This is a genomic window from Bacteroides pyogenes DSM 20611 = JCM 6294 (genome assembly GCF_000428105.1).
GTDB lineage: Bacteria > Bacteroidota > Bacteroidia > Bacteroidales > Bacteroidaceae > Bacteroides > Bacteroides pyogenes.
In genome coordinates, this window is record NZ_ATZH01000010.1 from 1 (window position 1) to 12,932 (window position 12,932).

The 12,932-nt window shown below is 48.6% G+C and carries 7 protein-coding genes, 1 pseudogene and 1 riboswitch; of the genes and pseudogenes, 4 read left to right on the forward strand and 4 right to left on the reverse strand.

Annotated elements, in window-relative coordinates; all coding sequences use genetic code 11:
* From C234_RS15745 to C234_RS0102465, 4 genes are all read left to right on the forward strand, one after another.
* A partial coding sequence (locus tag C234_RS15745; RefSeq protein ID WP_034538124.1) for a transposase occupies nt 1-220 on the forward strand: 220 nt, incomplete at its 5' end.
* 319 nt (nt 221-539) lie between these two features.
* The gene (gene pncB, locus C234_RS0102455; protein WP_027324469.1) at nt 540-1,706 is read left to right on the forward strand and encodes a nicotinate phosphoribosyltransferase; all 1,167 of its coding nucleotides are present in this window, start codon (nt 540-542) and stop codon (nt 1,704-1,706) included.
* Nucleotides 1,707-1,780: 74 nt separating this feature from the next.
* A complete protein-coding gene (aroC, locus tag C234_RS0102460; protein WP_027324470.1) occupies nt 1,781-2,857 on the forward strand; it encodes a chorismate synthase in 1,077 nt (358 codons plus the stop codon).
* 74 nt (nt 2,858-2,931) lie between these two features.
* Nucleotides 2,932-4,290, forward strand: a complete 1,359-nt coding sequence (locus C234_RS0102465; protein WP_027324471.1) for a dipeptidase — start codon at nt 2,932-2,934, stop codon at nt 4,288-4,290.
* Nucleotides 4,291-4,780: 490 nt separating this feature from the next.
* Here C234_RS0102465 and C234_RS0102470 read toward each other — a convergent pair.
* The 4 genes and pseudogenes from C234_RS0102470 to C234_RS0102490 form a co-directional block, all read right to left on the reverse strand.
* Nucleotides 4,781-6,820: pseudogene (locus tag C234_RS0102470) on the reverse strand (DNA topoisomerase 3); the annotation flags it as partial.
* Between the two features lie 428 nt (nt 6,821-7,248).
* Nucleotides 7,249-9,393, reverse strand: a complete 2,145-nt coding sequence (gene scpA / locus C234_RS0102480; RefSeq protein ID WP_027324473.1) for a methylmalonyl-CoA mutase — start codon at nt 9,391-9,393, stop codon at nt 7,249-7,251.
* 17 nt (nt 9,394-9,410) lie between these two features.
* Complete coding sequence (mutA, locus tag C234_RS0102485) at nt 9,411-11,309, reverse strand: methylmalonyl-CoA mutase small subunit (RefSeq protein WP_027324474.1); 1,899 nt, start codon at nt 11,307-11,309, stop codon at nt 9,411-9,413.
* A gap of 277 nt (nt 11,310-11,586) precedes the next feature.
* The gene (locus C234_RS0102490; RefSeq protein ID WP_027324475.1) at nt 11,587-12,231 is read right to left on the reverse strand and encodes a cytidylate kinase-like family protein; all 645 of its coding nucleotides are present in this window, start codon (nt 12,229-12,231) and stop codon (nt 11,587-11,589) included.
* Between the two features lie 343 nt (nt 12,232-12,574).
* Nucleotides 12,575-12,783, forward strand: a riboswitch (cobalamin riboswitch).
* Nucleotides 12,784-12,932 lie beyond the last annotated feature (149 nt).

A 12,932-nucleotide genomic window follows, 5' to 3' on the forward strand; every position in this document is an offset into this window, starting at 1 on the left:
AAACAATATGAACTACAAACGTTTCAGACATTTTGGAAAGGACAAGGTCTTTATGGACTTTTCCTTCCTGGCCATTGCCTTCAATATAAAAAAGATGTGTGCAAAAATGACAAAAGAAGGCATGGATTGGCTAATTAGGCTGTTTTATGAGCTTACTGCCGCTTTATTTAAGTGCTGGAAACACATAAATCAAAGAAATCTTCAAAATATCGCAGCTTAAAGATAATGAACCGATTTGTATAGCGATGAACAAAAAAGGAAGTGCATCGTGCATTACGACACACCTCCGCTATGGAAACTTTTGTTTCCCACCGGGGAAACTTTTGCTTCACTCTCATGAAACAACATGAAACAACGATTCCCCCATTCCGGATGCTCCGGATATCGGATCGTCCTCATCCCGAATTCAAGCGATCGTAAACAATCGGCAGAAAAGAAAAGCAAGAAAGGTAAAAACTTGGCGGCCGCCCATAGACAGATACGAAGAAAATAATTATCTTTACAGCGTTCAACACTTTAAAGAAAGAAGGAGAAAACGGATGATTGTGAAGACACTACTGGACACGGACCTTTATAAGTTTACCACTTCGTACGCTTATATCAAACTGTTTCCTTCCGCCATGGGTACTTTCAGCTTCAACGACCGGAACCGAACCCCATACACAGAAGAATTCTTGCAACAGCTTAAGGCTGAAATCGAAAACTTAAGCCTTATAAGGCTCACGAAGGAAGAACTGGAGTATATGACTCGCAACTGCCGGTTCCTTCCCGGAGTATATTGGGAGTGGCTCTCGTCTTTCCGGTTCGATGCAGACAAAATCGACGTTCATCTGGATGAAAACCGGCACCTGCACATCGAAGTGAGCGATTTTCTCTACAAAGCCACGTTGTACGAAGTGCCTTTGCTTGCCCTTGTTTCCGAAATAAAAAACAGACTCCACGGATATGTAGCCGACATGGACGGCATTCTTCGCAAACTGGCGGACAAAGCGGAGCTTTCCAACCGCCACGGGATTCGTTTCTCAGAATTCGGCACACGCCGGCGCTTTTCGGCCGATGTGCAAGAGGCGGTCATCAGATACCTCAAAGAGGAAGCCCGGTATTGCACCGGCACATCCAACTGCCACTTCGCCATGAAGTACGACATGAAAATGATGGGCACGCATCCGCACGAATGGTTCATGTTTCACGGAGCCCAGTTCGGCTATAAGCATGCCAACTACATGGCTCTTGAAAATTGGGTGAACGTATACGACGGAGACTTGGGGATAGCACTTTCAGACACTTACACGACGGATATCTTCCTGAGCAACCTGAGCCGCAAACAAGCCAAACTGTTCGATGGAGTGCGGTGCGACTCGGGCAACGAGTTCGAATTTATCGACAAGCTCGTAGCCCGCTACCGGGGGTTCGGCATCGATGCCACAACCAAAACAATCGTATTCAGCAACGCGCTCGACTTCAACAAAGCGTTGGAGATTCAGGAGTATTGCCGCGACAAAATCCGTTGTTCGTTCGGAATCGGGACTAACCTGACGAACGATACGGGATTCAAACCATCGAACATCGTGATGAAACTCACACAATGCAAAATGAATCCCAATCAGGAATGGAGAGAATGTATCAAACTGTCGGACGATGAAGGAAAACATACGGGCAGTTTGGAAGAGGTACAAACTTTTTTACACGAATTTTCCAGAATATAAGCCCCGAAAACACAACTATTCCGGCAATCAGTTTGTTATCTTTGTATACAATAATGTTTTAAAAAGCCACAACTATGTTTAACTCATTTGGGAATATTTTTCGACTTACAAGCTTCGGAGAGTCGCATGGGAAAGGAATCGGAGGAGTGATTGACGGGTTCCCTCCAGGCATTACCATCGACGAAGAGTTTGTACAACAGGAATTGAACCGGAGACGTCCGGGACAATCGATTCTTACCACAGCGCGCAAAGAGCCCGATCAGGTAGAATTTCTTTCAGGTATTTTTGAAGGAAAATCAACCGGATGCCCTATTGGTTTTATCGTATGGAACAAAAACCAGCACTCTAACGATTACAACAATCTGAAAGAAGTATACCGCCCTTCGCATGCCGACTACACTTATACCGTCAAATATGGCATACGCGATCATCGCGGAGGAGGTCGCTCGTCGGCGCGTGAAACAATTTCGCGTGTCGTAGCCGGAGCATTGGCAAAACTGGCGCTTCGCCAATTGGGAATCAGTATCACCGCCTACACCTCGCAAGTAGGAGCCATCAAACTGGAAGGAAGCTATTCGGACTATGACCTCGACCTCATCGAAACTAACGACGTACGCTGCCCCGATCCGGTAAAAGCCAAAGAAATGGCCGATCTTATCTATAAGGTGAAAGGTGAGGGAGACACTATCGGCGGTACGCTGACGTGCGTCATCAAAGGATGTCCCATCGGATTGGGGCAACCGGTTTTCGGAAAACTTCAGGCCGCTTTGGCCAATGGAATGCTGAGCATCAACGCCGCCAAAGCGTTCGAATACGGCATCGGATTCAAAGGAATCAAGATGAAAGGTTCCGAACAGAACGACGTGTTTTACAACAATAAGGGACGAATTGAAACGCATACCAACAATTCCGGCGGCATACAGGGAGGCATCAGCAACGGCGAAGACATCTATTTCCGCGTGGTATTCAAGCCGATAGCCACCATATTAATGGAGCAGGAAACGGTCAACATCGACGGAGTGGACACTACTCTGAAAGCGCGCGGACGACACGACGCATGCGTGCTGCCAAGAGCCGTGCCCATCGTGGAAGCAATGGCGGCCATCACTATACTCGACTATTATCTGTTAGACAAAACAACGCAATTATAAACAACGGGAAAGCGGTCGGGAAGTCCGCTCCATAAGTTCTCTCCCGCCGGCTCTCTATAAAACAATCAATGAAAATGAACGAAATTCAGAAATACATCGCAGCAAACGAACCCCGATTCATCGAAGATCTATTCAGCCTTATCCGTATTCCCAGCATCAGCGCTCTGCCCGAACATCACAGCGATATGCTGGCATGCGCGCAACGCTGGCAAGAGTTATTGCTCGAGGCAGGAGCCGATGAAGCGACGGTAATGCCGTCGAAAGGCAATCCGATCGTATTCGGACAAAAGATGATAGACCCGCAAGCCAAGACCGTACTGGTGTACGCGCATTACGACGTTATGCCCGCCGAGCCTCTGGATTTGTGGAAAAGCCGTCCTTTCGAACCGGAAATAAGAGACGGATACATTTGGGCGCGCGGGGCGGACGATGATAAGGGACAGTCGTTCATTCAGGTAAAAGCTTTCGAATATCTCGTAAAAAACAACTTGCTGAAGAACAATGTAAAGTTCATCTTCGAAGGAGAAGAGGAAATCGGGTCTCCGAGCCTCGAAGCATTCTGCGAAGAGCACAAGGAGCTGCTGAAAGCCGACGTTATTCTGGTTTCGGACACCAGCATGCTGGGAGCCGACCTCCCGTCGCTTACTACGGGATTACGCGGATTGGCTTATTGGGAGATAGAGGTCACCGGTCCGAACCGCGACCTTCATTCTGGACATTTCGGCGGAGCGGTAGCCAATCCCATCAACGTGCTCTGTGAAATCATCAGCAAGGTGAAAGACGACGACGGACGAATCACCGTGCCCGGCTTTTACGATGAAGTAGAAGAAGTGCCGCAAGCGGAAAGGGAGATGATTGCCCGCATTCCTTTCGACGAAAAGAAATACAAAAAATCCATCGGTGTGAAGGCCCTTTCCGGTGAAAAAGGATACAGCACGCTCGAACGAAACAGTTGCCGCCCCTCGTTCGACGTTTGCGGCATATGGGGAGGCTATACGGGCGAAGGCTCCAAGACGGTGCTCCCCTCGAAAGCGTACGCCAAAGTCTCTTGTCGTCTGGTTCCGCATCAAGACCATCACAAAATCTCCCGTATGTTTGCCGACTACATTCTCAGCATCGCCCCCGAAAGCGTGCAGGTAAAAGTTACCCCGATGCACGGAGGACAAGGCTACGTCTGCCCCATCTCGCTCCCGGCTTATCAGGCGGCGGAAAAAGGATTCGAGATTGCTTTCGGCAAAAAGCCGCTGGCTGTGAGACGCGGAGGAAGTATTCCCATCATCTCTACGTTCGAACAGGTGCTGGGCATCAAAACCGTACTGATGGGATTCGGTCTCGAATCGGACGCCATCCATTCGCCGAACGAGAACTTCTCACTGGATATTTTCCGCAAAGGAATTGAAGCCGTGATAGAGTTTCATTTACACTATCGATAAACAATAAAGATGGAACGCCCGCATCGATGAAGAATCTGGGTACGGTTTCATTTACACTACCGATAAACAACAAACCGACCGTATCTTAGGAATGGACGACATCGTTTCACGTCTCATTTCCACTACCGGTAAACAACAAACTTTAGGAGAACGGCTTGCGATACGTACAGCCGTTCCTCCACTCGGAGCAGCCATAGGCTGCTTTTCCTTTGATAAGGGTTCCTTTGCCGCATTGCGGACAGGGAGTACCTACCCACTCATCATCCGCTTTCGCATTCAGTGCATCGGAAGCGTTTGCTTGTTCAGTTGTCGTTCCCGAAGCTGTCACGTTGGGAGTCAATACTTGTTCAGTTGTTGCTTTCGGATTCAGCGCATCAGGAACTACCACTTGTTTAGCTGTCGCTTCCGGATTATGCACGTCGGGAACAACGACTTGTTCAGTTGTTGCTTTCGAAACCGTTACGTTGGGAGCTGCTGTTTTTTTTCTTACAGTTTTGCCTTTTGTTTCTCTTTTCTTCTCCCCTAAGGGTGTCGATTTCCGTTCCCGTTTCTTGGTTGTTTCCGCACTCTTGTCTGTTGCATGAGCGGCAGCCTCTTGAATCGTGATCCGGCGATTCGTATTATCCGACAATACACTCATGACGATCTCCGAAACCATCTGCTTGAGTTCTTCCAAGAACTGGCGGGCATCGTATGTCTTCTTCTCGATCTCACGCAGCTTTTTCTCCCAGATACCGGTCAGCTCCGCCGACTTCAACAGTTCTTCGCGAATGAGTTGTATCAGTTCCACCCCTGTGGGTGTGGCGATGAGGTTTTTCCGTTCTTTACGAATATAATTCCGCTTGAACAGCGTTTCGATGATGGCGGCACGCGTGGAAGGACGACCGATTCCGTTCTCTTTCAACGCATCGCGCAACTCGTCGTTATCCACCAGTTTACCCGCCGTTTCCATCGCCCGGAGCAGAGTAGCTTCCGTGTACGGTCTCGGCGGCTGTGTCCATTTCTCATTCAAATCGGGCAGATGAGGGCCGCTCTCCCCTTTCACGAAGCGAGGCAGGCTGCGTTCCTCTTCCTGTCCCCCGTCTTGCTCCGTATCCGCTTGCTCATGCCCTGCGTTTTGTCCGGACTCTCCCCGTCCGTGCCCCACTCCTTGCCCGGATTCTCCCTGCCCGTTCGAAAAAACGACCTTCCATCCGGGATCCAATACTTGTTTTCCCGTCACCTTGAACTCTATTTCTTCCACCTTTCCCATCACGGTGGTGGTAGCAACCTTGCAGTCGGGATAAAACACGGCGATAAACCGGCGAGCTATCAGGTCGAACACCCTGCGCTCCATATCCGTCAGATTCTGCGGATGCACTCCGGTGGGAATGATAGCATGGTGATCGGTCACTTTCGAATTGTCGAACACCTTTTTCGACTTCGGAAGTTTCCCCCCCGCCAGCGGCGCCGTCAGCGTCTCATAGTCGCGCAGGCCTTTCAGGATGGCGGGACATTTCGGATAGATGTCATCGCTCAGAAACGTGGTATCCACACGCGGATACGTAGCCACCTTCTTTTCATAAAGCGACTGGATGAGTTTCAATGTCTCGTCCGCCGAATAAGCGAACTTTTTATTGCACTCCACCTGAAGGGAAGTCAGGTCGAACAAACGCGGAGGGTATTCTTTTCCGTCTTTCTTACTGATGCCGGTCACCGTAAAAGGCAATTCCCTGATACGTTCCACCAATGCTTCGCCTTCCTCACGTCCGGCGATAGGGTCGATACCGGGATTGTCGATTTTCTTCTTTCCGCCGTTTTTCTCTTCCTCCGCCGCTATCTCCTCGTCGCTCTTCCGTATCAAAGCCGAAAAGACCGTGTCGCGGTACGTCGTCTTCAACTCCCAATATTGCTTGGGGCGGAAGTTTTCGATTTCCAACTGCCTGTTCACGATGAGTGCGAGCGTAGGCGTCTGTACCCTTCCGATGGAAAGTACCTGCCTGTTCTGCCCGTACTTCACGGTGTAAAGCCTCGTAGCGTTCATCCCCAGCAGCCAGTCGCCCACCGCTCTTGAAAGCCCTGCCTCGTACAAAGACTGAAACTCGTTCTGGTCTTTCAGTTTGGCAAATCCTTCGCGGATTGCCTCTTCGGTAAGCGAAGAAATCCACAGGCGCTTCACCGGACAGCGCGCGCCCGCCTTTTGCATCACCCAACGCTGAATCAACTCTCCCTCTTGCCCGGCATCGCCGCAATTGATTATCTCGTCGGCCTGTTGCATCAGGCTCTCGATGATGCGGAACTGCTTCTCGTAAGTGGGGTTGCTGATAAGCTTGATACCGAAACGGGGCGGAATCATCGGCAGGCTGCCCAAGTTCCACGACTTCCATGTCGGCGTATATTCGTGCGGCTCTTTAAGCGTACAGAGATGACCGAACGTCCAAGTCACCCGGTATCCGTTTCCTTCGATATATCCCTCCTTCCGGTCGCGGGCGCCGAGCACTTCGGCTATATCACGTGCCACAGAGGGCTTTTCGGCTATGCAAACTATCATCTTCCTTTCTGTTTTTACTGCTGACTGTCGGTTGCAAAGGTACAAGATTATTTCAGTCCGGCGGCATGAAGCACCAAAAAATAGGAACTCGCACCCCCATGTCCGCAAAAAGTTCTCCGCTTGTTTTTTGTCCGCCTGAAAAACAGGATTCGGACAAACACGAAAAAAATCTGGCAAAAACTTTCTCTTCCCGAAATCGTACCCCATAGTTTCCCATTCGCTCTGTGTTCGCCGGACAGAAATAAAAAAAGAGCCGTATCCTCACTCGAAGTAGAGCTTGATACGACTCTTTTTACATTTTTCAGTTATCGTTTATAACTTTTCGAGGGTAGTTTTAGTCTTAACGTATCCTCTTTTAATCTTCATAAAGGTTCCGGATTTCAAACTACAAGCCGTTCAAAATCCGAATCCCTCTCCCATAGATGCTTTTATTCGTCCATTAGAATCTCCAGAATCTGGCAGGCTGCTTTAGCCACCGGAGTACCGGGTCCGAAGATGGCAGCCACACCGGCTTTGTACAGGAAATCATAATCCTGTGCAGGGATTACACCACCAGCAATGACAACGATGTCTTCGCGTCCCAGCTTCTTCAACTCTTCGATAATCTGCGGAACCAGTGTCTTATGTCCGGCAGCCAACGAAGAAACGCCAACCACGTGCACGTCGTTCTCCACCGCTTCGCGTGCAGCCTCCGCCGGAGTCTGGAACAACGGTCCCATATCCACGTCGAAACCACAGTCGGCATAACCGGTTGCTACAACTTTCGCGCCACGGTCGTGGCCGTCCTGCCCCATTTTGGCAATCATGATACGAGGCTGACGCCCCTCTTTCTTGGCAAACTTCTCGGTCAGTTCGCACGCGCGCTTGAAATCGCCGTCGTTTTTACTTTCTGAAGAATACACACCTGATATTGTTCTGATTATTGCTTTATAACGTCCTACCACATCCTCGCAAGCCGAAGATATTTCTCCCAGCGTAGCGCGCACATGAGCCGCCTCAACCGCCAACTCCAGCAAGTTGCCCTTGCCCGTCTTGACACATTCGGTTATAGCCGCCAGCGCCTTATCCACTTCGGCTTGATTACGTCCTTCTTTCAGACGTTTCAAGTTCTCGATCTGTTCCTTACGAACGGCCGTATTGTCCACCTCAAGAATATCGATCGGAGCTTCTTTCTCCAGGCGATATTTGTTCACACCGACAATGGTTTGCGAGCCGCTATCGATACGTGCCTGCGTGCGTGCGGCCGCTTCTTCGATACGCATCTTCGGCAGACCGGTTTCGATGGCTTTCGCCATACCGCCCAGCTTCTCGATTTCCTGAATATGCTCCCAGGCTTTATGCGCCAGTTCGTTGGTCAGAGCTTCTACATAGTAAGAACCTCCCCAAGGATCGACATTCTTGCAGACATACGTTTCTTCCTGAATATAAATCTGCGTATTACGGGCGATACGTGCGGAGAAGTCTGTCGGCAGGGCAATGGCTTCATCCAGCGCATTGGTGTGCAAAGATTGCGTATGTCCCAGAGCGGCAGCCATCGCCTCGATACAGGTACGGCCTACGTTGTTGAACGGATCCTGCTCGGTGAGCGACCAGCCCGAAGTCTGCGAGTGTGTACGCAACGCCAGCGATTTGGGGTTTTTCGGATTGAACTGCTTCACAATCTTCGCCCACAACATACGCGCAGCACGCATCTTGGCTATTTCCATAAAGTGGTTGGTTCCAATGGCCCAGAAGAAAGACAAGCGGGGGGCAAACGCGTCGATGTCGATACCTGCGGCCGTACCGGCACGGAGATATTCAAGCCCGTCGGACAACGTATAAGCCAGCTCGATATCCGCCGTAGCTCCCGCCTCCTGCATGTGATAACCGGAGATAGAGATCGAGTTGAACTTAGGCATCTTCTGCGATGTATATTCGAATATATCCGAAATAATCTTCATCGAGAATGCAGGCGGATAGATATAGGTGTTACGAACCATGAACTCTTTCAGAATATCGTTCTGAATCGTGCCCGCCATTTCTTCGAGCTTAGCGCCTTGTTCCAGACCGGCGTTGATGTAGAAAGCCATTACCGGAAGCACGGCTCCGTTCATTGTCATAGACACGGACATCTTGCTCAAAGGGATACCGTCGAACAAAACTTTCATGTTCTCCAGCGAACAAATAGACACGCCGGCTTTACCCACGTCGCCCACCACACGTTCGTGGTCGGGGTCGTATCCGCGGTGAGTAGCCAGGTCGAAAGCCACCGACAGACCTTTCTGTCCGGAAGCCAGATTACGGCGATAGAAAGCGTTCGACTCTTCGGCCGTAGAGAATCCGGCATACTGGCGGATGGTCCAGGGACGAAGCGTGTACATTACAGAATACGGACCGCGAAGATAAGGAGGAATACCGGCAGCATAGTCCAGATGCTCCATGCCTTCCAAATCTTCTTTTGTGTAAACAGGCTTCACTTCAATGTGTTCGGGTGTTTTCCAATCTGCGGAAATCCCGTTCGCCTTTTGCCATTCAGCCCCGTTAGCCGGCTGAAATGCGGCATATATATCGATGTTTTTAAAATCTTTTCTCATCTTGTTGTCGTTTTTAGTTAGCCCAGCAATTTGGCGTTAAACTCTTTCAAAGTATCCAGCACATTGACACGTACGTGAATGAAATGCTCTATTCCGGCGGCTTTCAATGTTTCCGCACATTCCGGGTTACCGGCCACGATAAACATGGCACGTCCGTTCAATGCTTTGAAAGCAGGAATGGCGTATTCCGCATATTCATCATCGCTGGAGCAAATCACCACGATATCCGCTTTGGCTGCCACGGCAGCTTCCACACCCGCTTCCACCGTTTCGAAGCCGAGATTGTCGACTACCTCGTAACCGGCACAAGCAAGGAAGTTGCATGAATATTGCGCACGAGCCTGTCTCATTGCCAGATTGCCGATGGTAAGCATAAATGCCTTCGGACGTTTGCCCGACATTTCGGTTTCGAGACGCAGCGCTTCAAATTCGCTGGCTGCACGGTCGAATACAAGTGTGGAAACATCTTTTTCGCATGTTTCTTTCCCGCCGCAACAAGATTTGGACTCTACCGGACGCTTCTCTCCGGCCTTTTCGTTGAAGTTGGGGAACTGATTGGTTCCCAACAAAATCTCTCGACGCTGGGCCACCGCTTTATGACGGGCTTTATTGCTTTCGTTCACAGCCGCCTGAACTGTACCAGCTTTCAATGCCGCATAGAAACCTCCGGCTTCTTCGATCGCAAGGAACAAATCCCATGCCTGCTTTGCAATGGACACTGTCAGGTTTTCGATATAATAAGAACCCGCAGCCGGGTCGATCACTTTGTCGAAATGAGATTCTTCTTTCAACAGAAGCTGCTGATTGCGTGCCAAACGCTCGGAGAACTCGTCCGGAGTAGCGTAGGTTTTATCGAACGGAACCACCGTCATCGAGTCCACACCGCCCAACGCCGCGCTCATCGCTTCAGTTTGCGTGCGGAGCAAATTCACATGCGCGTCGAATAACGTCAGGTTGAAAGTAGATGTTTCGGCATGAATTGCCATCTTCGAGGCGCAACGGCATTCGCCATCAGGCGACTTGTTTTCACAGTCGCGCAGACATTCGGGATGATAAGCCGAAACAATATTCGCCCACAACATTCGTGCTGCACGGAATTTAGCAATTTCAAGGAAGTAATTGGAACTGATGCCGAAATTGAATTTGATCTTTTTGGCTACCGCAGCGGCAGGAAGACCGGCTTCGGTCAGCTGATTCATATATTCGTTTCCCCAAGCCAGCGCATAACCCAATTCCTGAGAAATGTATGCCCCCGCATTGTTGAGCGACAAGGCATTCACATTCAGCACCCGATAGAAAGGAAGAGGTTGTATGGCTTCCATCAAAGCTTTTGCAGATTGCACCATGTCTCCTTTTTCTTTGCCGCGAGTCAACATTTTGTTGAAGAAATCGTAATTGACAGAGCCTTTCAACTTCGTCAAATCACAATCTTTCCGGCGGAAGTAAGCGACCAGCAACTCGGCCAATTCCACCATATGCCCCTGACAGGTAGAAAAATTCAGCTCCACACATTCGGGTTCAATATCTTTCAGCAGTGTTTCAATGTATTCTGCATTCAACTCTTTCGCTTTCAGGTGAAAAGAAAGCGAATCGATACCCTTATTCAAGATATCCAACGCCTTGGCGTTGGCTTCCTTTGGAGATTCCACCCTAATCTCCTGACGAACCAGCCATTCATTGTTGTTCTTCTTTGTCCCTCTCAGATACGGAAACTCTCCGGGAAGAGCTTCGGTTGTTTTCAAACCTTCCAAATCTTCCATCCGGTAGAAAGGTTTTACTTTAAATCCTTCGTTCGTTTTCCAAACGAGCTTCTTCTCAAAATCAGCGCCTTTCAAGTCGGCCACTACTTTTTCCATCCACTTTTCGGTAGAAACGGAAGGAAAGTCCGAGAAGAGTTTTTCTTTTTTGTCTGCCATAGTTTATTTAAAATTAAAACAAGTTAGTATTGTTTTTTATTAGTTCTATCCTTTGTTCTTCCTAAATGTCTACTATTAGACTTGCAAATATAATTAATTAGTTCGAACGATATTCTTTTTTAGGGAAAAATCGCATCCGCAAGTAACATTCTGTCGGATAGGAAAAACGGACTGAATAATATAACGAACGTCCTGTCATCAAAACGCAGACTTACGCAAGCAATAAGCACCAAGAACATTGATTTTCCGCATGCCGAAACCTGATTCTATACAATGCTTAAAGATCATCGGTCGCAAGTTTCAACTTCTTTATCACGAAATCTTTGAGAAAATCCACCGTCCCCTCAATGCCCAAAGAAGAAGAATCGATACATAAGTGATAGGTCGACGCCGCTCCCCAAACGTTATAGCTATAATAATTGTAGTACTCCGAACGTTTTTTGTCTGATTTTTCAATCATCTCTTCAGCCCTTTCTTCGTCTATTCCGTGCATGCGGCAAAGGCGCTCCACGCGTTTCTGCATAGGGGCCGAAACGAAAAGATTGACACAACGGCTATGCTCTCTTAAAATATAATCGGCACAACGCCCTACAAACAAGCAAGATTTTTTCGCTGCCAGATCTCTGATCACATCGCTTTGAACTTTAAACAAAGCATCGTTGCTCAGACAATTCGTTGCAGGCAACGCCACTTCGTTAAGAAATGGGAACCGCATGCCAAGCACACCGCCGATAATTCCCTGAGAAGCTGTTTCGTCGGCTTTCTCAAAAAACTCTTTGCACAATCCGCTTTCTTGAGAAGCCAGATTTATCAACTCTTTATCGTAGAATCCTATTCCCAAGCGAGCAGCCAGTTTCTCGCCGATCTCTCTCCCACCGCTCCCCAATTGGCGACCGACATTAATGATATAATGATCGTTCATCGTCCTGTCATCTATTTGTTTCACATAGTTACGAAACAAACATACGGAATCTTTTCGGAAAAACATAAAAAATTAACGGAAAAAGCTGCAAAGAAGAGTTCCTTTTCTTAAACAATTTATTCGTCTGTCGAACGTGTCGCATATGACTTTATAGCATCTTTTCTAATAACAGACAAAAGACCTGCGGGAACCGTGAGTCAAACAGGAAAATTCCGTAACTTTATCTACAAATGATATAGTTTTCGAACTAACCCGATAATTAGGAAGTTCATTAAGCCTGCTTAAAAGGAACTTATAAAAACAATTGCAGCTCAAAGCAGTTGGTTTATCTATTATTTTGCATTACCTTTGCAAGCGAACTGGTTCCGAACAGTCGTATCGATTGTCCGGATTAAAAGGGAATCGGGTGAAAATCCCGGACAGTCCCGCTGCTGTGAAGCTCTGCCCAACTTTCCGATAAAATCTTTCGCCACTGACAGACAATACAAGCGCCGTCGGGAAGGCATCGGGAAGGGAGTCAGTCAGAAGACCTGCCATTTCATTTCAAAGGCTGTTTTCACTCGTGGGATAGGGAAACAACCAAAGTAAAGAATCGTCCGCGGCAATGCGAATCAAACCTGCACGACCGGCATGAACAATTGCCGGCAAGTATGTGTATTATATTACGGTGTCGCGAATCAATATATAAATGTGTGACTAAA